Origin of the sequence: Rathayibacter sp. VKM Ac-2804 (genome assembly GCF_009866655.1) — a bacterium.
In the GTDB taxonomy this organism is placed as follows: Bacteria; Actinomycetota; Actinomycetes; order Actinomycetales; family Microbacteriaceae; genus Rathayibacter.
Map to the genome: position 1 here is coordinate 2638545 of NZ_CP047420.1, position 20201 is coordinate 2658745.

Below are 20201 nucleotides of genomic sequence, written 5' to 3' on the forward strand. Positions count from 1 at the left end.
CCCCCTCCCTCGGCGCGCTCCGCTTCGCCGTCCCCCACCGTCCGTGCGCTCCTCCTCCCTGGTCGGAGAGCCCGGTCCCCCCGGCGTGCCCGCATGCCGCCCTCCTCACCCGAAGGAACCCGCCATGACCACCACCATCCCCTCCCGGAGGCTCCGCGTCGCGCTCGTCGGCGCCGGCTACTGGGGCCCGAACCTCGCCCGGAACTTCTCCGCCAGCGCCGACTGGGACCTGGTCGCGATCTGCGACCTCGACCCGGTCCGCGCGGAGGCCGTCGCCCGCGCCAACGGCTCCGTCCCGGTGCTGCGCTCGCTCTCGGACGTCCTCGACCTGCCCGGGCTCGACGCGATCGCCATCGCGACGCCGGCGCGGACCCACCACGCCATCGCCATGGCGGCGATCGCCGCGGGGCTGCACGTGCTCGTCGAGAAGCCGCTCGCCGACTCGAGCGTGCTCGGGATCGACATGGTGAACGCCGCCGAGCGCGCGGGCGTCGTGCTGATGGCCGACCACACCTACTGCTACACGCCGGCCGTGCTGAAGATGAAGGAGCTGATCGCCGCCGGCTCGCTCGGCGACGTGCTCTTCGTCGACGCGGTGCGGATCAACCTCGGGCTGATCCAGCCCGACGTCGACGTGTTCTGGGACCTCGCCCCGCACGACCTGTCGATCCTCGACTTCATCATCCCCGGCGGCCTGCGCCCCGGGAACGTCGCCGCCCAGGGCTCCGACCCGCTCGGCTCCGGCCGCGCCTGCGTCGGCTACCTGACCGTCCCGCTCGGCCAGGGCGCGATCGCCAACGTGCACGTGAACTGGCTCAGCCCGACCAAGATCCGCCGGATGGTGATCGGCGGCTCGCGGCGCACGCTGGTCTGGGACGACGTGAACCCGCAGCAGCGCCTCAGCGTCTTCGACCGCGGCGTCGACCTCGGCACCTCGCTCCGCGGCGGGACCTCCCGCCACGACGCGGCGATCTCCTACCGCCTCGGCGACACCTGGTCGCCCGCTCTGCCCGAGCGCGAGCCGCTCGCCGACATGGTCACGGAGTTCGCGACCTCGATCTCGGAGCGCCGCGCGCCCCGCACCGACGGCCGCGCCGCCCTGCGCGTCCTCAGCGTCCTGGAGCAGGTCAGCGACCGGCTGCTCGACGCCGGCCAGGTCAGCCGCACCACCGCTCCCGCGGTCCGCCTGGAGGAGGCGTCGTGGCTGAGCTGACCCCCTCCCCCGTCTCGCTCGAGGGCGCCGAGGTCCTGGTGACCGGCGGTGCCGGCACCATCGGCTCGACGATCGTCGACCGCCTCCTCGACACCGGCGTCGGCCGGGTCGACGTCCTCGACAACCTCGTCCGAGGGCGCCGGCAGAACCTCGAGCACGCGCTCCAGGACAGCCGTGTCCGGCTGATCGAGGGCGACATCCGCGACCGCTTGACGGTCGACTCGGTCGTCCGCGGCAAGGACGTCGTCTTCCACCAGGCGGCGATCCGCATCACGCAGTGCGCGGAGGACCCGCGCCTCGCTTTCGACGTCCTCGCGCAGGGCTCCTTCACCGTCTTCGAGGCGGCGGCGGCGCACGGCGTGGGCCGGGTGGTGGCCGCGTCCAGCGCCTCCGTCTACGGACTCGCGACGCAGTTCCCGACTCCCGAGAGCAACAACCCCTACGCCAACGACACGATCTACGGCGCGGCGAAGGCCTTCTCGGAGGGCATGCTCACCAGCTTCGGCGCGATGAACGGGCTGCGCTCGACGGCGCTGCGCTACTTCAACGTCTACGGACCGCGGATGGACGTGCACGGCCTCTACACCGAGGTGCTCGTGCGCTGGATGGAGCGGATCGAGGCGGGCGTCCCGCCGCTGATCCTGGGCGACGGCGCGCAGACGATGGACTTCGTGCACGTGGACGACGTCGCGCGGGCCAACGTGGTCGCGGCGACGGCGGGCCGCGACGGCGCGTTCAACATCGGCACGGGGGTCGAGACCAGCCTGCTGGAGCTCGCCCGCACGCTGCTGCACGTCATGGAGTCCGACCTCGACGTCGACTTCGCGCCGGCGCGCTCGGTGAACGGCGTCACCCGGCGCCTGGCCGACACCCGGGCGGCACGCGACGAGCTGGGCTTCGTCACCGCGTACGACCTGGAGAGCGGTCTGCGCTCGCTGGTCGAGTGGTGGCGCGCCGAGCGGATGGACGCCCCCGTCCTGAGCGGAGCGACCCGATGAGCGCGGCGAGCACCGCGCCCGCGAGCACCGGCCGCATCGACGTGATGCGCCCCTGGCTGGGCACCGAGGAGAGCGACGCGCTCGCCGAGGTGATCGCCTCCGGCTGGATCGCGCAGGGCCCGCGGGTCGCGCGCTTCGAGGCCGCCTTCGCCGAGGCGATGGGCGTCGGCCACGCGGTCGCGCTGTCCAGCTGCACCACGGCCCTGCACCTCGGGCTCGTGGTCGGCGGCGTCGCGGCCGGGGACGACGTCGTGGTCCCCTCCTTCTCCTTCATCGCGACCGCCAACGCGGTCGTGCACGCCGGCGGCCGGCCCGTCTTCGCCGACGTCGACCCGGTCACGGGCAACGTCACCGCGGAGACGATCGCCGCGGCGCTGACCCCGGCCACCCGCGCGGTGATCGCGGTCGATCAGGGCGGCGTGCCCGTCGACCTCGAGCCGATCCGCGCGCTCTGCGACCCGCTCGGCGTCCTCGTGCTCGAGGACGCGGCCTGCGGCGCCGGCTCGCGGTACCACGGTCGCTCCGTCGGGGCCGGCGCGGCGCTGACGGCCTGGTCGTTCCACCCGCGGAAGCTCCTCACGACCGGTGAGGGCGGGATGCTCACGACGGACGACGCGGACCTCGCGGCCCGCGCCCGCCGCCTGCGCGAGCACTCGATGTCCGTCTCCGCGGCGGACCGGCACGGCAGCGTGCTCGCGGCGCCGGAGCACTACGACGAGGTCGGCTTCAACTTCCGGATGACCGATCTGCAGGCGGCCCTCGGCCTCGTGCAGCTCGGCCGGCTGCCGGCCCTGATCGAGCGCCGCCGGGCGCTCGCGGCCCGCTACGCGGCGGCTTTCGCCGACGTCCCGGGCCTGCGCACGGTGACGGACCCGGAGCACGGCACGAGCAACTTCCAGTCTTTCTGGATCGAGGTCGGCGACGACTACCCGCTCGAGCGCGACGGCCTGATGGCCGAGCTCGCCTCGCGCGACGTCTCGGCCCGCCGCGGCATCATGGCGGCCCACCGCCAGCCGCCGTACCGCGACCACCCGAACGCCGACCGCCTGCCCGTCACCGAGCGCCTCACCGACCGGACGCTGATCCTGCCGCTGTTCCACGCCCTCACCGAGCAGGACCAGGACCGGGTGATCGAGGCCGTTCTGGCCCCGTCGCGCCTGGCTCGCGAGCACGAGACGGCGGTCCTCCGTGCGTGAGCTGATCCTGGTGGGCGCGAGCGGACTGGCGCGGGAGACCCTCGCCCTCCTCTCCGTGAGCGGCAGCCATCGCGTCATCGGCGTCGTCGACGACGGCGCCGCGCGCTGGGGCACCGAGATCTCGGGAGTCCCCGTGATCGGCGGCCTCGACGCGATCGCCGAGCACCCCCGCGCCGAGATCGCCGTCTGCGTCGGCCACGGCAGCGGCCGGGCGCGGATCGTCGACCGCCTCCGTGCGCTCGGCGTGCACGACCACCGCTACGCGCGGCTCGTGCACCCCGCCATCCACGTGCCGGACGACTGCCGGATCGGCGCGGGGAGCATCCTGCTCGCCGGCGTCGTGCTGACCGCCGATGTCGCGATCGGCCGGCACGTGGTGGCGATGCCCAACGTCACCCTCACCCACGGCGACCGCATCGGCTCGTTCGCCACCCTCTGCGCCGGGGTCACCCTCGGCGGCGGAGTGCGGGTGGGCGAGGAGGCGTACCTGGGCATGGGCGCCTCCGTCCGCGAGCGCTCGCGGATCGGCCGCCGGGCGACGCTCGGCATGGGCGCGGTGCTGCTGCGCGATCAGCCGGCCGGCGAGACCTGGCTCGGCGTCCCCGCCGGTCCGCGGATCGAGCCGGTCGCCGTCCGCCGCGCGGACAGCACCCTCGAGGGGGCGTCCGCATGAGCGCCGTCCGCGGGCACCGCTCGCCGGCGCTCCCTCTCGCGGGGCCCGCGCCCCTCGTCTCCGTCGTGATCGCCGCCGTCGACGGCGCCTCGCCGACGGCGGCGCTGGCGAGCGTGCTGGCTCAGCGCGGCGTCCGGCTGGACGTGGTCGTCGTGACGGACGCGGCGGTCGGCATCGCGGACGAGCGGGTGCGCGTGCTCGTCCCTCGTCCCGGGACCGGGACCCTCGCCGCGCGGAACGCGGGCCTCGCCGTCGTGCGCGGCGAGTCCGTGCTGGTGCTGCCGAGCACCGACGCGCTCACCGCCGGGGCCCTCGAGCGGGCAGCGGCGCTGCTGGCCGCGCACCCGTGGGTGGGCGCCGTGCACGGCGACGCCGAGATCTCGGTGCGGCCCGCCGCCGCGCCGTCCGGACGCCTCGACTGGACGCTCTGGAGCGGCGCCGACTGGATCGAGCGCATCAGCCGGAACGGCTCCGACCAGCTGGTCGACCACGCCGCCCTGGTCCGCCGCTCGATCGCCGACGCGCTCGGCGGCTACGCGGAGGACCTCCCCCGCACCGCCGACCTCGACTACGGGCTGCGGCTCGCGGCGCTCGGCGGGATCGGGCGCGTCAACGGGGCCGTCCAGACGCGCTGCCACCCGCAGCCGAGCACCGATCCGCTGGCGGAGCTGCGCGAACGCCGCGGGACGATCGAGCACTTCTTCACCAGTGCCGGGCACGACTCCTCCGGCCGGCGGGCGCAGGGCGGCGATCGGCGCGCGAACGCCGGGCGCGCTCTCGCCCAGGAGGCGATGGGCTGGGCGCTGCGCAGTCGCGCCTCCGCCCGCCCGGAGGACCAGGCGGAGGGTGCCCGCTTCGCCTCGATCGCCGCCGAGTGCTGGCCGGCGGTCGTCGACACGGCCGAGTGGCGGCGCTTCGTCCGCGCCGGCGAGCGCGCGCGGAGGCCGCTCTCGTGACCGCCGTGCAGACCCCGCCCGTCGCGGCGGGCTCGAGTCGGATCGCCTCGGCGCTGGGCTGGAGCGCGCTCAGCACGATCGCGCTCCGGCTCGGCAGCCTGGCCCTGGGCGTCGTGCTGGCCCGGCTGCTCGCTCCCGAGGCGTTCGGCGTCTACGCGCTCGCGCTCACCGTGCAGTCGGTGCTGATGGCGCTGTCCGACTTCGGTCTCAGCACCGATCTGATCCGCTCGAGCGAGCCCGAGCGGCGCGCGCCGACCGTGGCCGTGCTCGGCCTGGTGCTCGGCGGGACTCTCGGCGCGGCGATGGCGGCCTCGGCGCCGATGATCGCCGCGGCGACGGGCTCGCCCGAGACGGCCGGCGTGCTGGCGGTCCTCGCGATCACCCTGCCGCTGGCCGGGGCCGGAGTGGTCCCCTACGCCGCGCTGCAGCGCCGCTTCGCCCAGCGGCCGCTCTTCGTGATCGCCGCCGTCGACTTCGTCGTCTCGACCGCGATCACCCTCGCGCTGCTCGCCGCCGGGACCGGGGTGCTGGCGCTCGCCGTCGGCCGCGTCGTCGCGCAGACCTGCACGATGGTGCTGCTCTTCGTCGCGGCCCGCGAGCGGCCCCGCCTCGGCTGGGACCGCTCGATCGCCCCCTCCGCGCTGCGCTTCGGCCTGCCGGTGGCGATCGCGAACCTGATCTCGTGGGGCGTGCTCGGCACCGACAAGGTGGTGATCGCCGGGCTGATCGACCCGGTCGCGCTGGGCTACTACGTCCTCGCCTTCAACATCTCGACCTGGCCGATGACCGCGGTGGGACAGGTCGTCCGCTCGGTCGCGCTGCCCGCGTTCTCCCGAGCGCACGAGGACGGCCGCCCGCTGCCCGTCGCCGCGGCGACCGGGCTGACCTGGGCGCTCGCCGCTCCGCTCGGCGCACTGCTCGCCGCCCTGGCCGCGCCGCTGGTGCACGTCGTCTACGGCGAGCGCTGGGCTCCCGCCGCGGCGGCACTGGGGCTGCTCGGCGTCGTCGGCGCGCTGCGGGTGGTGGCCGATCTCTTCAGCTCGGCGGCGCTCGCGAAGGGCGGCTCCGGTCGCGTCGCGATCGTGCAGGGCGTCTGGTTCGCGGCGCTGACGCTCGCGCTCGTGCCCGCGGTGCTCGGCGGCGGCTTCGTCGGCGCGGCCTGGGCGCAGATCGGGGTGGCCGCGCTCGTGGTCGGTCCCGTCTTCGCCTGGCTGCTGCGCTCGATCGACGTCGACCTGCGCGCCGTCGGCCGCTCCCTGCTGCCGCCGGCGCTCGCCGCGGCGGCCGCCGCCGGTGCCGCGCTGCTCGTCCCGCTCGGCCTCGCGGCCGTCGGCCTGGATGCCGACTGGCTCGCCCTGCTCCTGGGCGGCGCGACCGGCGGCCTGCTCTACCTCCTCCTCCTGCGGACCTGGCTGCTGCGCCGGGTCCGCGAGCTCACCTCCGACCGAAGGAACGCCTCATGACCACCGAGCCGATCGTCCCGCTCGCCGATCTGCACCTCCAGCACCTCGTCGTCGCCGACGTGATCCGGGAGGGCTTCGACCGCGTGCTCGCGGACTCGTCGTTCGTCCGCGGGCCGGACGTGTCCCGCTTCGAGGAGGAGTTCGCGGCCTACTGCGACGTGCGCCACACGATCGGCGTGGGCAACGGGACGGACGCGCTCGAGCTCGCCCTCCTGGCCCTCGACCTCGCGCCCGGCGACGAGGTGCTCGTGCCCGCGAACACCTTCGTGGCGACCGCCGAGGCCGTCGTCCGCGCCGGTGCGCGGCCGGTGTTCGTCGACTGCGACGACGACTACCTGATCGACGTCGACTCCGCGGCCCAGGCGCGCACCCCGCGCACCCGCGCCGTGATGGCCGTGCACCTCTACGGGCAGTGCGCTCCCGTCGAGCAGCTGGCGGCGGCGCTCGGCGACGGCGTGCGGATCGTCGAGGACGCCGCCCAGGCGCAGGGCGCCCGGCGCTTCGGCGCCCGCGCGGGCTCGCTCGGCGCCATCGCCGGCACCAGCTTCTACCCGGGCAAGAACCTCGGCGCCTACGGCGACGCGGGCGGAGTGATGACCGACGACGACGAGCTCGCCGCGGCCGTCCGCCGGCTGGGCAACCACGGCGGTCTCAGCGCCTACCGGCACGACGTCGTCGGCACCAACTCGCGGCTCGACTCGCTGCAGGCGGTCGTGCTGAGCGCGAAGCTCGCGCACCTCGACGAGTGGAACCAGCAGCGCCGCGACGCCGCCGCGCGCTACGGCGAGCTGCTCGACGGCGTGGACGGGCTCGTCCTCCCCCGCACCGCACCGGGCAACGAGCACGTGCACCACCTCTACGTCGTGCGCACGCCGGAGCGGGAGCGGCTGCGCACCGCGCTCGCGGGGGCGGGCGTCGCGACGGGCGTGCACTACCCGACGCCGGTGCACCTGCTGGCTCCGTTCCTCCCCGCCTCCGGCCGCCCGCGCTCGCTGCCGCGCGCCGAGGCGTTCGCCGGTCAGCTGCTGACCCTGCCGCTGTTCCCGGGGATCACCGCGGCTCAGCAGGAGTACGTGGCGGAGTCGCTGATCGCCGTGCTGCGGAGCACGACCTCCGCCGCCCCGAGCCCGGCGGGGGTGCTGTCGTGACGACCGCCGTCGCCGCGGAGACTCGACGCGGTCGCACGGTGCCGGTCGAGGACGTCGACACCTCCGACGCCACCGTCTCGGTCCTCATTCCGCTGCACGACTACGCGCAGTTCCTGCCTGCGGCCGCGGCGAGCGCCCTCGGCCAGACGGGCGTCCGCGTGCAGCTGGTGATCGTCGACGACCGCTCCACCGACGACTCGCTCGCGGTCGCGCGCGCCATCGCCGCCGGCGACGACCGCGTGCTGGTGCTGGCGAACCCGCGGAACCTCGGGCCCGTCGGCAGCGTGCTCGCCGCGCTCGCCGTCGCGACCGGCGAGTTCTCCTGGTACCTCGACGCCGACGACGTGATCGCGCCGGGCGCTCTGGCTCGCGCGGTCGCCGTCGCGCGCGCGCACCCCTCGGTGGGACTGGTCTACGGCCACCCCGTGCACTTCCCCGACGGCAGCGTGCTGCCCGTGGCCCGGACCACGCCGACCTCCTGGCTGCTCTGGTCCGGCGGTGACTGGCTGCACGAGCGCTGCCGCACCGGGCTCAACGTGATCACCTCGCCCGAGGTGCTCGTGCGCCGCTCCGTCCTCGACCGGGTCGGCTGGCCCCGGCCGCTGCCGCACACCTACGACATGGAGCTCTGGCTGCGCCTCTCCGCCGCGTCCGACGTCGCCTACATCCAGGGCGTCGACCAGGCGTGGCACCGCGAGCACGCCGGCAGCCGCTCGGACACCGTGACCCCGCTGCACGACCTCCGCGAGCGCCTGCTCGCCTTCGAGACCTTCTTCGCCGATCCCGGCGGACCGCTCGAGCGGCGCGCCGAGCTCGAGCACCTCGCCCGCCGCGCTCTCGCCCGCGACGCCCTCGTGAAGGGTGCCCAGCGCTTCGACAGCGGCGGCTCCGAGACGACCGAGCTCGAGGCGCACCTCGGCTTCGCGCACGCGGTCTACCGCGACGCGGCCCGGCTGCCCGAGTGGGAGCGCCTGCAGTCCCGCCTGCTGAGCGCGCCGAGCGACCGGTTCGCCCCGCGCTTCCTCGCGGAGCGCGTGCTGCGGCGCCTGCGCACCGACCGGTCCTGGCGCCGCTGGCACCGCGAGGGGAGCTTCTGATGCGCGCCTCCCGCGTCCCCGGCGAACTCGTCCGGCGCCTGCGCACCACCGGCGGCCGCGATCTGCTGCAGCGCGCCGTCCGCTCGCTCGGCGACCGCGTCGGCGTCCGCGAGCTCGACATGCCGCTGCTCCCCAGCGACATCGCCGACTCCGGCCTGCTCCACCTGCCCGCCGCCCCGGCCCGCGCCGAGGGCCCCGCAGCGATCGGCTGGATCTGCACGCCGCCGGACCGCGGCTCAGGCGGCCACACCACCCTGTTCCGGATGGTGCAGGGCCTGGTCGAGCGCGGCCACCGCTGCACCCTGTTCCTCTACGACCGGCACGGCGCCGACTTCGAGACGCGCGCCGCGATCATCCGCGCCGGCTGGCCATGGCTCGACGTCGACATCCGCAGCGTCGACGACGGCGTCACCGGCGTCGACGCCGCGGTCGCGACCTCCTGGGAGACGGCGCACGTGCTCGCCACCCGCGGCACGGCGCCGATGGCGCGGCTGTACTTCGTGCAGGACTACGAGCCGTTCTTCCACCCTCGCGGCACCCTCGCCGCCCTGGCGGAGGACAGCTACCGGTTCGGCTTCCGCACCATCGCCCTCGGCGAGATGGTGCGCTCGCACCTCGACGCGCTCGGCGTCGAGAGCGAGACCGCCCCGTTCGGCTGCGACACCGCGACCTACACGCTCGAGAACCCCGAGGGCGAGCGCTCGGGCGTCGTCTTCTACGCCAAGCCCGCGGCCGACCGCCGCGGCTACCTCCTCGGCCGGAAGGCGCTCGCGCTCTTCCACGCCGAGCATCCGGAGGTGCCGATCCACGTCTACGGCACGGCACCCGGAGCGTGGGACGTGCCGGTGATCGAGCACGGCACCCTCGCGCCGCGCGAGCTCGCCGCGCTCTACAACCGCTGCTCGGCCGGCATCGCGCTCTCCTTCACCAACATCTCGCTGGTGGCGGAGGAGCTCCTCGCCTGCGGCGCCGTCGCCGTGGTGAACGACGCCGTCGACGCCCGTGCCGACCTGCCGCACCCCGGCGCCAGCTGGGCCCGGCCGACCCCGGCGGGCATCGCGGAGGCGCTCGGCCGCGCGGTCGCGGCCGCCCGCCCCGGCCGCGAGGTCGCCGCCGGCGTCCGGCACGGCTGGGGCGTCGCCCAGGAGGTCGTCGAGCGCGTCGTGCTCGACGAGCTCGCCCGGACCACCCTCGCCGCCCCCGCATCCGCCCCCGCACTCGTCCCCACCCTCGCCCCCGCTCGATCGGAGAGCTGACTCATGACCCTCGACACCCACCGCCGGGTCGTCCTCGGCGGCAGCCCCGTCGATCTCGCCCGGCACGAGGAGGCGGTCCGCACCATCGCGGACCGCGCCGCCGCCGCGCACGACGCACCGCTCGGCGTCCTCTCCGTCAACGTCGACCACGTGAACCACTTCGGCCACGGCGGCCGCTGGCAGCACGTGCTCGAGCGCCGCGCCCTGCCGGTCGCCGAGGCGCCGACCCTCGTCCTCGTCCCGGTGGCCGAGGGCGAGACGGAGTGGACCGCCGCGCCCGCGGACGCTCCGGCCCGCCCCGTCGAGTGGCTCTCCCTGATCGACGGCAGCCCGATCGCCAAGCAGGCCGAGCGCCTGACCGGCGAGTCGTGGCCGCGCCTGGCCGGCAGCGACCTGATCGGCCCGCTGCTGGACCGCGCCGCGACCGACGGCGTCCGCGTCGGCGTCCTCGGCGGCTCCGCGGCCGCGCAGTCCCGGCTGCGCGCGCGCCTGGCCGAGGAGCGCCCCGACCTGGTGATGGCCGGTCTCTGGTCGCCCTCCCGCGAGGAGCTCGCCGACCCCGCCGCCAACGCGGCGCTCGTCGAGTCGATCCGCGGCGCGCGGGTCGATCTGCTCATCGTCGGACTCGGCAAGCCCCGCCAGGAGCTCTGGATCGACGAGCACGGCCCCCGCACCGGCGCGCACGTGCTGCTGGCCTTCGGCGCGGCCGTCGACTTCCTCGGCGGCTCCGTCCGCCGGGCGCCGCAGTGGGTCGCCGACCGCGGGGTGGAGTGGCTGTGGCGCCTCGCGCTCGAGCCGCGCCGCCTCGCCCGCCGCTACCTCGTCGAGGGTCCGCTCGCCTACGGTCGACTCCGCCTGCACAGCTCGACCGCCCCGCAGCGCGGCCCCGGCCTCCGGAGCACCCCGCACCTCACCGTGCTGCCCACGATCGAGCCCGGCGCGCGCGGTGGCTTCGCCGGCCCCGGCGAGCACGCCGACGTGGCCGCCCTCGTCGTCAGCTACCGCTCGGCCGCGACGCTGGAGCGACTGCTGACCAGCTTGCGCGCGGAGGCCGCCGCCGGTGTCCGGCTGCGCGTGGTCGTGGTCGACAACGCCTCCGACGACGGCTCGCTCGCCCTCGCCGCCGCGCACCCCGACGTCGTCGCCGTCGACGCGGGCGCCAACGTCGGCTACGCCGCCGCCGTCAACATCGCCCGGCGGCACGCGGGCGACGCCGGCGCGCTGCTCGTGCTCAACCCCGACCTGGTCGTGCTGCCCGGCGCCGTCTCGGCGCTGCTCGAGCGGAGGGACTCCTCCTCGGCCGGCATCGTCGTGCCGCTCCTGCGCGACGCCGAGGGTGCCCCGTCGCGCTCGCTGCGCCGCGAGCCGACCCGGCTGCGCGCCCTGGGCGACGCGCTGCTGGGCGACCGGATGCTCGACCGCCCCGCCTTCTCCAGCGAGACCGACAGCGATCCGGAGAGCTACCGGCACGCCCACCGGATCGACTGGGCGACGGGCGCCGCGATGCTGATCGACGCCCTGGTCGCGGCGCGCCTGGGCGACTGGGACGAGCGGTTCTTCCTCTACTCCGAGGAGACGGACTACTTCCGCCGGGCCCGCGAGCTCGGCGTCGAGGTGTGGTTCGAGCCTGCCGCGCAGGTCGTGCACGACGGCGGCGGCTCCGGCTCGTCCAGCGCGCTCGCGGCGCTGCTCGCCGTCAACCGGGTGCGCTACGTGCAGAAGTTCCACGGCACGCTCTACTCGAGCACCTTCCGCCTCGTCGTGCTGGCGGCGGAGTCGGCCCGCAGCCTCCTCCCCGGCGACCGCGGCCGCGCGCACCGGCACGCGGCCCTCGCGCTCGCCGTCGGCGCCCGGCTGGCCTCGCTCCCCTCCGGCGCGCCGGCCCGGCCGCTCACCCCGACGCATCCCAGCGGCTCGGTCGTCGTCCCCGCGCACGACGAGGAGTCGGTGATCGCCCGCACCCTGGCGCCGCTCGCCGCCGCCGCCGCGAGCGGCGCCCTCGAGGTGATCGTGGTCTGCAACGCCTGCAGCGACCGCACCGCCGAGATCGCGCGGAGCTTCGCCGGCGTCACCGTGGTCGAGATCGCCGAGGCGTCCAAGACCGCGGCCCTCAACGCGGGCGACGCCGCGGCCGCCACCTGGCCGCGCCTCTACCTCGACGCCGACGTCGGCGTCACCGCGGACGCGGTCTGGAACGTCTTCGACGCCGTCACCCGCGGCGGGCTGCTCGCCGCCCGGCCGACCGCGGTCTACGACGCCACCGGCGCGGACCCGCTGGTGCGCGCCTACTACCGCGCCCGGTCGCGCACCCCCTCGCTCCACACCGCGCTCTGGGGCGCCGGCGGCTACGCGGTCAGCGGCTCGGGCCACGACCGGATCGGGACCTTCCCCGCGCTGATCGCCGACGACGAGTTCGTCGACGGCCGCTTCTCCGTCACCGAGCGCGCCGTCGTCGCCACCGCCCCCGCGGTGGTGCAGGTGCCCCGGAGCGCCGCGAGCCTGCTCGGCGTCCTCCGCCGCACCCAGCGCGGCAGCGCGCAGCTGGCAGCGTCCACCCCCGACGGCGAGCGCCGCTCGAGCCGCACAGCCGTGCAGGTGCTGCGCGCCGCCCAGGGCCCGCTCGAGCTCGCCGACGCGGCCGTCTACCTCTGCTTCGCCCTCGCCAGCCGGCTGCCCCGCAGCGGATCGGCGGCCTGGACCCGCGACGAGACCACGCGCCGGCCGGCCTCCGCCCCGCGGTCGGGGGTCTGAGCCGTGGCCCTCCCCCTCGAGCGGACCGGACCCCCGACGCTGCTGCGCCTGGTCGCCTACGCGCTGTTCCTCTTCCCGGCGGATCAGGTCCTGGCTCCCCTGGGTGCGTCCGGCTCCGTCGCGATGGTGCTCGCGCTGCTGCTCACCGGCGCGTGGGCGGCGTCGGCGCTGCTGGGGCTGCACGACCCGATCCCGCTGCGCCACCCGGGGCGGGCCGCGCTCACGCTGCTGCTGCTGGTGAGCATCGCGTCCTACGTCCGCTACACCGTCAACGACACCGTCCCGCGCACCGGCGAGGGCCAGCTCAGCGCCGACCGCTGGCTGCTGCTGCTGCTCGCCTCCGCCGGGATCGCCCTGGTCACCACGCAGAGCGTGCGGACCCTCGAGGACGCACGGGTGCTGCTCGGCTCGCTGGTCAACGCGGCGTCGCTCTGCGCGATCGTGGCGATCATCCAGTTCACCACCCACGTGGACCCGGTCGAGTGGATCCGGAGCGTCATGATCGGCTTCGTCGACAACGGCGGCAGCACACCGTTCCAGGACCGCGACGGGCTCACCCGGGTGGCGGGCACCACCTTCCACCCGATCGAGCTCGCGGTCGTCTCCGCGATGCTGCTCCCCCTCGCGATCTGGCGGCTGCTGTACGACCGGACGAGCCCGCGGTTCCTCCGCGCCGCCTCCTGCGTGCTGCTGGTCGTCGCCCTGGCGCTGACGGTCTCGCGCTCGGGAGTGCTCTCGCTGGTGGTGGGCCTCGCGGTCTGCGCGGTCTTCCTGCCCGCGTACGCGCGGAGGTGGGGCTACGTCGTCGCTCCCGTCGCCGTCGCGGCGTTCTTCGTGACCACCCCGGGCCTGCTCGGCACCCTCACCGGCTCGATCGGCGCGGGCACGAGCGACTCCTCGATCACCAACCGCCTCGACAACTACCCCCGTGTGGCGGCCCTCGTCGCGCACCAGCCGCTCCTCGGCACCGGCCCAGGCACCTACCTCCCGGACAGCGCCCTGCTCATCCTCGACAACCAGTACCTCGGCGCCGCCATCACGCTCGGCCTCCTCGGCGCCGCCGCGGTGCTCGCCTACTTCGGCGTCCCGGCCCTCTTCGGGCTGATCGCCGCCCAGGTCGCCCGCGATCCGCGCCTGCGCGCGCTGACCGGGAGCGTCGCCGCCTCCGCGACCGTCGCGGCGGTCGCCTCCGCCACCTTCGACTCACTGGGCTTCCCGGTGTTCGCCCTGCTGTTCCCGTTCGTGCTCGGCCTGTCCGGGAGCTGCTGGCTCCTGGTCCGCGCCGAGCTCGGACTCCCCTCCGCCGTGCGCACGGACGCCTCCGTCCCCGCCCGCGGCGCGATCGACCACGTCCCAGAAAGGCTGTCCTGATGGACCCCGTCTCCGTTCTCCGCACCCTCTGGCGCCACCGGCTCCTCGCCGGCGTCGTCCTCGCGCTCACCGTCGCCGCGATGGCCTACGTCCTCGTGCTCTCCCCGCGCACCTACGCCTCGACCGCGACCTACGCGCTCGTCAACCCGAAGCTGCCCAGCACGGCGGAGCTCGAGGCCGACCCGGCGCTCGCCGCGCTGAACTCCGACAACCCGTACCTGCGCTCCTCGGACAACTCGCTCGCCGCGCAGGTGCTGGTCACCGTCCTCAACGGGGACGAGACGGCCGAGGCGCTCGCCGCCCAGGGGCTGAGCACCCAGTTCGCGGTCGAGCGCTCGGCCTGGTCCGGCCAGGGGCTGCTGCTGAGCGTGACCGCGGACGCGCCGACGGCCGACGGCTCGCTCGCCACGACGACCGCGCTCGGCGACCGGCTCGTCGACACGCTGCGCAGCATGCAGACCATCAACGGCGCCGACGACCGCTACCTCTTCACCGCACTCGAGGTGCAGACGCCCGGCAAGGCGGTCGAGCAGGTCTCCGACCGGCTCCGCGCGATGATCATGGTCGCCGTCGGCGGCGTCGTGCTGCTGTTCGGAGCGATCTCGATCGCCCGTGCGATCGAGGGCCGGCGCGAGCGGAAGGGAGCGGCATCGAGCGGCGCGGCACCGGCCCGGACGGTCCCCGCGGCCCGTCTCCCGATCGCGGCCGGCAGCACGGCCGCGAGCGCGACGACCGATGCGCGGGACGCGCCGCCGGCCTTCCACGCCTCGGCACCCGCCGTCCACGGCGCACCGCCCGCCCTGGTCCGCCACCGCACGCCCGTCCCCGAGCGGAGCGGGCTCACGACGCACCGGAGCTGAGCCCGGCGCGGCACCGGGGCCGACGCGGTGGGGCCGGCTATCAGATCCGGCTGAGCACCCCGTCGCGCTCGACGTACTCCTCCGCGGTCTCCGGGCAGCGCCACAGCGTGCCGCCCGCGCCGTCGCCGGCCGCCTCGAGCCGCGCCCCGGCCCGGCCGACCCAGCCGACCCGCCGGGCGGGCACGCCGACCACGAGGGCGAAGGCCGGCACGTCGGCCGCGACCACGGCCCCGGCGGCCACCATCGCCCAGGCGCCGATCCGCACCGGAGCGACGCAGACGGCGCGGGCGCCGATCGCGGCGCCGTCCTCGACCACGACGCCGACGGCGTGCCAGTCGTCCGCCGATTTCAGCGCGCCGTCCGGAGTCACGGCGCGCGGCCGCAGATCGTTCGTGAAGACGACGGCCGGGCCGACGAAGACGCCGTCGCCGAGCACGGCCGGCTCGTAGACGAGCGCGTGGTTCTGGATCTTGCAGCGGTCGCCGACCACGACGCCCGGGCCGAGGTAGGCGCCCCGGCCGATCACGCAGTCGCGGCCCACCCGCGCTTGCTCGCGCACCTGCGCGAGGTGCCAGACGAGCGTGCCGTCGCCGATCCGGGCCCGCGGATCGACGTCCGCGGAGGCCTCGATCCGCGGCGGCCGCAGCGAGCGCCCGAAGCAGACCGAGTGCTCCGAGCCGAGGTACGAGCCGAACAGCGGGATCGGCGCGTAGCCCTGCCGCGTGTAGAACCGGATCGCGTCCGGCTGCAGCGTGCCCGTCTCCAGCACCAGGCGGACCGCCCCCCGCTCGCGGGCCTTGTCCTCCAGCGCAGCGAGCACGGCCGCGGCGACTCCGGAGCCGCGAGCGGACCGATCGACGAACATCCGCTTCACCTCGACGACGTCCGGCCCGAGCACCGATTCGGGCAGCGGCCGCAGCCCGCCGCAGGCCAGCGCGGCGCCGCCCTCGTCGACGGCGACGAGGAACACGGGCACGTCGTCGGCGGACGGCGGCGTCCCCGGCTCGTGGTCGTCCGAGCCGTAGCGCTCGTCCAGCTCGACCCGCTGCGCCGACCGCAGGCTCTCGGCCCGGGGGTCCGCCCACTCGACCTCGACGATGCTCCAGCCCATGGCTCCTCCTCCGGCGACCGCGCGGCGAGCCCGCTCGACGGGTCCATCCTGCCCTGCGCCGCGGTCCTGCACGCCGTGGCGACGCGGCGGGACCGCGCTCCCGGTCTCGCCGCCCGGCCGCACTGCTCCTTCCCGCCGCCCTAGAATCGGCCCATGCCCGACGACTCCGCCTCTCTTCCCGCGCCCGGCTGGTACCCGCACCCCGCCGACCTCGGCGCCGAGCTCTACTGGGACGGAGCGGCCTGGACGGATCGCTCGCGCCCCGCCGCGCCGCCCGCTCCCGCCTACGGCACGCCCGAGCAGCCGGGAGCGCCCGGCTCCGGCGCCCCCGGGTACGGCGCCGCCCCTCAGTACCCGGTCACCCCGGCCTCCGGCCCCGCACCCGGCTACGGCCCGGCCGCCGGCTACGGAGCGGCTCCCGGCTACGGCGCCGCCCCCTCGCGCCGCAACTCCCTGGCCATCGCGAGCCTCGTCCTCGGCATCGCCAGCATCCTGATCAACCCGCTGCTCGTCCCGTCGATCCTCGCGATCGTCTTCGGCGTCCGCGGCCGGGCCGCCTCCGCGCAGCTCGGCGGCCGCGGCTTCGCCACCGCGGGCCTGATCACCGGTGTCATCGGCATCGTCTTCGGAGTGCTGTCCTTCCTGGCACGCGCCGCCGGGCTCTCCAGCTGACCGGCGTGACGAGGCGGAGCGCCCCCTGGCTCTTCGTCGTCGCCGTCGCCCTGGTCGCGCTGGTGCTGCGCGGCCCGATCGTCGCCGTCGCTCCGGTGATCGACGCGATCCGCGGCGATCTCGCGCTCTCCTCCGGCCAGGCCGGCGTGCTGACCAGCATCCCGGTGCTCTGCTTCGCCCTGGCGACACCGCTGGCCCTGCTCGTGATCCGCCGGGTCGGGCCGGACGCCGCGGTGACCGTCACCGTGCTCGGCGTCGCCCTCGGCACGATCCTGCGCTCGGCCGGCGACGTCGTCTCCGTCGTCGCCGGCACGATCCTCATCGGCGTCTTCATCACCATCGGCAACGTCGTCGTCCCCGTCGTCATCCGCCGCGACGTCGCGCCCGAGCGCGTCGACCTCACGACCGGCGTCTACACCGCGGCGCTCAACATCGGCTCGACCATCACCTCGCTCGGCACCGCGCCGCTCGCCCTCGTGCTCGGCTGGCGCGGCGCACTGCTCGCCTGGCTGGTGCTCAACGTCCTGGGTGTCGCGGGCTGGCTGCTCGCCCGCGGACCCGCGCGGGCTCTCCGCCCCGCCCCTCGCCCGCCGGCCGCGCGCGGACCGCAGGAGCCGGCACCGCGGATCTGGCGCAGCGCCACCGTGCTCGCGCTCGCGGTCTGCTTCGCCAGCCAGGCCTTCTCCTACTACGGCGTCACCGCCTGGCTCCCCTCGCTGCTCGTCGACCGCAACGGCTTCTCGATCGAGGCGGCCGGAGCGAGCTCCTCCGTCTTCCAGATCGCCGCGATCATCGGCGCGATCGGCGTCCCGCTGGTGGTGCGCCGGCTCCGGCCGCTCGGCAGCATCGTCCTCATCGGCGTGCTCTGGTGCACCGTCCCGCTCGGCCTGCTGCTCGCCCCGCAGCTCTGGGCGCTGTGGTGCCTGCTCGGTGGCGCGGCGCAGGGCGGCGGCATCACCGTCGTCTTCGTCCTGCTCGTGCGCCTCTCCCGCTCCGACCGGCACGCCTCGCGGCTCTCCGCCACCGTGCAGGGCCTCGGCTACGCCGTCGCGGCCACCGCCCCGACCGTCGTCGGTCTCGCGCATGACGTCAGCGGCGGCTGGGACGCCCCGCTGCTGATCGTGCTCACCGCCACCTGCTCCTTCCTCGCCTTCGGGATCCTCGCCGCGAGCCGTCAGGGCCGCACGGTCTGAGAGACAACGGAGCGGTCCGCCTGAGAGCGCTCCCCTCCCGGATCGGGCGACGCGGCGTCAAGGGGCCACCGTCAGCCCGCCGGGGGCAATAGCGTGGCGGCATGGCCGAGAAGAGCACGACCCGTGAGAAGACCGCGCCCGAGCCCGACGACGCGCGCAAGCCCGACGACGTCACCGACATCAGCAAGCGCTCCTGGCTCTACGTCCTGAAGAAGACCGGGCGCGAGTTCGGCGCCGACCAGTGCACCGACCTCGCCGCGGCCCTGACCTACTACGCCGTCCTGGCGCTGTTCCCGGCGCTGCTGGCGATCGTCTCCGTCCTCGGCCTCTTCGGCCAGGCGCAGGCGACCACGCAGACCGTGCTCGACCTGGTCGGCAACCTCGCCTCCGCCGAGGTCGTCGACCTGCTGCGCGACCCGATCGAGTCGCTGGTGAACTCCCCGGCCGCCGGCGTCGCCTTCGTCACCGGTCTGCTCGGCGCGCTCTGGTCGGCCTCCGGCTACGTCGGCGCCTTCGGCCGCGCGATGAACCGCGTCTACGAGATCGACGAGGGCCGCCCGTTCTGGAAGCTGCGCCCGACCATGCTCGGCGTCACCGTCGTCACCGTGATTCTCATCGTGGTCGCCGCGCTCATCCTGGTGCTGAGCGGCCCGGTCGCCTCCGCCGTCGGCGACGTCGTCGGTCTCGGCCCCGCCGCGCTGTCGGTCTGGAACATCGTCAAGTGGCCGGTGCTCGTGATCATCGCGGTGCTGACCATCGCGATCCTCTACTACTGGGCGCCGAACATCCGCCAGCCGAAGTTCCGCTGGATCAGCGTCGGCTCGATCCTCGCGCTCGCGATCTGGCTGCTCGCCTCGGTCGGTTTCGCGTTCTACGTCGCCAACTTCTCCAACTACAACAAGACCTACGGCTCGCTCGGTGGCGTCATCGTCTTCCTGCTCTGGATCTGGATCACCAACATCGCCCTGCTCTTCGGCGCCGAGTTCGACGCCGAGCTCGAGCGCGGCCGCGAGCTCCAGGCCGGCATCGAGGCGGAGGAGACCATCCAGCTGCCCCCGCGCGACACGGCCGCGAGCGAGAAGAAGGCCGCGGTGCACGAGAAGGACGTCCGCGACGGCCGCTGGCTGCGCCTCTCCAGCGAGAACCGCGGCCAGAAGGGCCCGTCGCAGGACGACGAGGCCGCGAAGGACACCGAGAAGGCGTCCGCGAAGGACTGACGCGGGATGAGGACGCGCGGCGCCCATCACTCGGATCGAGTAGCCCCGCACGGGCGTCTCGAGCTCATGGTGGTCGAGTAGCCCCGCAGGGGCGTCTCGAGACCCGACGTCCTCAGCAGGGCGGGCTCGCAGCCTCCTCCTCCGACGCTGGTGGATCTCGATGCGCCCGCTCGGCGGGCTCCTCGATCAGCACGGGTGCCCGCCGAGGTCCTGAGCAGCCGGCGCAGTCCGACCCCGTGCCGCACACGGGTCAGGACTCGAGCCCCCAGAGCTCCCGGTAGTAGAGCGCCCGCTCCTCGTCGGGCTCGACCCCGTACTCCCGCAGCAGGAGCGGCGCCCAGCCGTCGCCGTAGTTCCAGCCGAGGCTGACCGCCGCCACCGCGAGGTCCGCCCAGCGGTCGCCCACGCCGAGGTCGCCCACGTCGACGGAGGCGCACCAGCGTCCGTCGGCGCCGATCAGCGTGTTCGGCGCGCAGGCGTCCCCGTGCACGACGACGGGCTCGTCCAGCGCCGGCGCCGCGCCGAGCGCCGCGGGACGCCGGTCGAACCACGAGTCGCCACGCAGCGCCGCGGGCACCTCGGCGACGGGCAGCGCGTGCACCGCCCGCAGTCCCGCCGCGATCGCCCGCACCGCGTCCTCCGGCCGCGCGACCCACTCCGGAGCGACGGCGCTCGCACCGTCGAGCGGTGCCGTCAGCAGCCACTGGGCCTCGGGGTCCTCACCGCGCTCGAGGATCCGCGGCGCCGGGTGCCGCCCGGCCAGCCACTCCAGCCGCACCGCCTCCCGCCCGAGGTCGACACCGCTCGCCCGCGGATTCCACTTCAGATACCCGTCCCGCACACGGAACGTCAGCCCGTCCAGCTGGTTCCGCCACACCAGCTCCGGCGCGACTCCCCCGTTGAGCGCCACCGCCACCTCGGGGACCCGCACCCCGACCATCGACGTCTGCCTGCTCAGATCCAGCCCACTCACCCCTCCACCCTCCCGCGAGACGCCACTTGTGCACGCTCTCCTCGGCGTGTCGC

Annotated in this window: 17 protein-coding genes and 1 pseudogene; 15 read left to right on the forward strand and 3 right to left on the reverse strand. The window is 75.3% G+C overall.

Annotation, left to right across the window (positions count from 1 at the left end; genetic code table 11):
- Positions 1–124: 124 nt before the first annotated feature.
- The 12 genes from GTU73_RS12400 to GTU73_RS12455 are packed head-to-tail and all read left to right on the forward strand — an operon-like array spanning position 125 to position 14982.
- Positions 125–1213, forward strand: a complete 1089-nt coding sequence (locus GTU73_RS12400) for a Gfo/Idh/MocA family oxidoreductase (protein ID WP_160089912.1) — start codon at positions 125–127, stop codon at positions 1211–1213.
- Complete coding sequence (locus GTU73_RS12405; protein ID WP_244231624.1) at positions 1201–2211, forward strand: NAD-dependent epimerase/dehydratase family protein; 1011 nt, start codon at positions 1201–1203, stop codon at positions 2209–2211. Before GTU73_RS12400 ends, GTU73_RS12405 begins: the two co-directional genes overlap by 13 nt.
- Entirely contained in the window at positions 2208–3407 is a 1200-nt protein-coding gene (locus tag GTU73_RS12410; RefSeq protein WP_160089914.1) for a DegT/DnrJ/EryC1/StrS family aminotransferase, read from the forward strand. The genes GTU73_RS12405 and GTU73_RS12410 overlap by 4 nt, the downstream gene beginning before the upstream one ends.
- Positions 3400–4080 carry a NeuD/PglB/VioB family sugar acetyltransferase gene (locus GTU73_RS12415; RefSeq protein WP_160089916.1) on the forward strand — a complete coding sequence of 227 codons (681 nt, stop codon included), beginning with the start codon at positions 3400–3402 and terminating at the stop codon, positions 4078–4080. The genes GTU73_RS12410 and GTU73_RS12415 overlap by 8 nt, the downstream gene beginning before the upstream one ends.
- The gene (locus GTU73_RS12420; protein WP_160089918.1) at positions 4077–5036 is read left to right on the forward strand and encodes a hypothetical protein; all 960 of its coding nucleotides are present in this window, start codon (positions 4077–4079) and stop codon (positions 5034–5036) included. Before GTU73_RS12415 ends, GTU73_RS12420 begins: the two co-directional genes overlap by 4 nt.
- A complete protein-coding gene (locus tag GTU73_RS12425; RefSeq protein WP_160089920.1) occupies positions 5033–6499 on the forward strand; it encodes an oligosaccharide flippase family protein in 1467 nt (488 codons plus the stop codon). Before GTU73_RS12420 ends, GTU73_RS12425 begins: the two co-directional genes overlap by 4 nt.
- On the forward strand, positions 6496–7647 hold the full coding sequence (locus GTU73_RS12430; RefSeq protein WP_160089922.1) for a DegT/DnrJ/EryC1/StrS family aminotransferase: 1152 nt from the start codon (positions 6496–6498) through the stop codon (positions 7645–7647). Before GTU73_RS12425 ends, GTU73_RS12430 begins: the two co-directional genes overlap by 4 nt.
- Entirely contained in the window at positions 7644–8744 is a 1101-nt protein-coding gene (locus GTU73_RS12435; RefSeq protein ID WP_160089924.1) for a glycosyltransferase family 2 protein, read from the forward strand. The genes GTU73_RS12430 and GTU73_RS12435 overlap by 4 nt, the downstream gene beginning before the upstream one ends.
- Positions 8744–10000, forward strand: a complete 1257-nt coding sequence (locus GTU73_RS12440; RefSeq protein WP_160089926.1) for a glycosyltransferase family 1 protein — start codon at positions 8744–8746, stop codon at positions 9998–10000. The genes GTU73_RS12435 and GTU73_RS12440 overlap by 1 nt, the downstream gene beginning before the upstream one ends.
- A gap of 3 nt (positions 10001–10003) precedes the next feature.
- Entirely contained in the window at positions 10004–12751 is a 2748-nt protein-coding gene (locus GTU73_RS12445) for a WecB/TagA/CpsF family glycosyltransferase (RefSeq protein ID WP_160089928.1), read from the forward strand.
- 3 nt (positions 12752–12754) lie between these two features.
- Positions 12755–14122, forward strand: coding sequence for an O-antigen ligase family protein (locus GTU73_RS12450; protein WP_160089930.1), 1368 nt, complete (start codon positions 12755–12757; stop codon positions 14120–14122).
- The gene (locus tag GTU73_RS12455) at positions 14122–14982 is read left to right on the forward strand and encodes a chain-length determining protein (RefSeq protein WP_160089932.1); all 861 of its coding nucleotides are present in this window, start codon (positions 14122–14124) and stop codon (positions 14980–14982) included. Before GTU73_RS12450 ends, GTU73_RS12455 begins: the two co-directional genes overlap by 1 nt.
- A 40-nt stretch (positions 14983–15022) precedes the next feature.
- Here GTU73_RS12455 and GTU73_RS19075 read toward each other — a convergent pair whose 3' ends face one another.
- Both GTU73_RS19075 and GTU73_RS19080 read right to left on the reverse strand, forming a co-directional pair.
- A complete protein-coding gene (locus GTU73_RS19075) occupies positions 15023–15628 on the reverse strand; it encodes an acyltransferase (RefSeq protein ID WP_208543799.1) in 606 nt (201 codons plus the stop codon).
- Positions 15629–15700: 72 nt separating this feature from the next.
- A pseudogene (locus GTU73_RS19080) lies at positions 15701–16093 on the reverse strand (GNAT family N-acetyltransferase); the annotation flags it as partial.
- Positions 16094–16246: 153 nt separating this feature from the next.
- Between GTU73_RS19080 and GTU73_RS12465 the strand changes: the two are divergent.
- The 3 genes from GTU73_RS12465 (at position 16247) to GTU73_RS12475 (ending at position 19175) form a co-directional block, all read left to right on the forward strand.
- A complete protein-coding gene (locus tag GTU73_RS12465; protein ID WP_160089936.1) occupies positions 16247–16765 on the forward strand; it encodes a DUF4190 domain-containing protein in 519 nt (172 codons plus the stop codon).
- A 5-nt stretch (positions 16766–16770) separates the two neighbouring features.
- Positions 16771–17958 (forward strand): MFS transporter, encoded by a 1188-nt coding sequence (locus GTU73_RS12470; RefSeq protein ID WP_244231625.1) that lies wholly within the window; start codon positions 16771–16773, stop codon positions 17956–17958.
- A gap of 101 nt (positions 17959–18059) precedes the next feature.
- Positions 18060–19175, forward strand: coding sequence for a YihY/virulence factor BrkB family protein (locus GTU73_RS12475; protein WP_208543663.1), 1116 nt, complete (start codon positions 18060–18062; stop codon positions 19173–19175).
- A gap of 250 nt (positions 19176–19425) precedes the next feature.
- On the opposite strand, the gene GTU73_RS12480 is transcribed toward GTU73_RS12475, so the two are convergent.
- Entirely contained in the window at positions 19426–20148 is a 723-nt protein-coding gene (locus GTU73_RS12480) for a phosphotransferase (RefSeq protein ID WP_208543664.1), read from the reverse strand.
- Positions 20149–20201 lie beyond the last annotated feature (53 nt).

Coding starts and splice junctions, on each gene's coding strand:
- GTU73_RS12400 (WP_160089912.1), top strand. CDS start 125: ATGACCACCACCATCCCCTCCCGGAGGCTCCGCGTCGCGCTCGTCGGC.
- GTU73_RS12410 (WP_160089914.1), top strand. CDS start 2,208: ATGAGCGCGGCGAGCACCGCGCCCGCGAGCACCGGCCGCATCGACGTG.
- GTU73_RS12420 (WP_160089918.1), top strand. CDS start 4,077: ATGAGCGCCGTCCGCGGGCACCGCTCGCCGGCGCTCCCTCTCGCGGGG.
- GTU73_RS12430 (WP_160089922.1), top strand. CDS start 6,496: ATGACCACCGAGCCGATCGTCCCGCTCGCCGATCTGCACCTCCAGCAC.
- GTU73_RS12440 (WP_160089926.1), top strand. CDS start 8,744: ATGCGCGCCTCCCGCGTCCCCGGCGAACTCGTCCGGCGCCTGCGCACC.
- GTU73_RS12445 (WP_160089928.1), top strand. CDS start 10,004: ATGACCCTCGACACCCACCGCCGGGTCGTCCTCGGCGGCAGCCCCGTC.
- GTU73_RS12455 (WP_160089932.1), top strand. CDS start 14,122: ATGGACCCCGTCTCCGTTCTCCGCACCCTCTGGCGCCACCGGCTCCTC.
- GTU73_RS12465 (WP_160089936.1), top strand. CDS start 16,247: ATGCCCGACGACTCCGCCTCTCTTCCCGCGCCCGGCTGGTACCCGCAC.
- GTU73_RS12475 (WP_208543663.1), top strand. CDS start 18,060: ATGGCCGAGAAGAGCACGACCCGTGAGAAGACCGCGCCCGAGCCCGAC.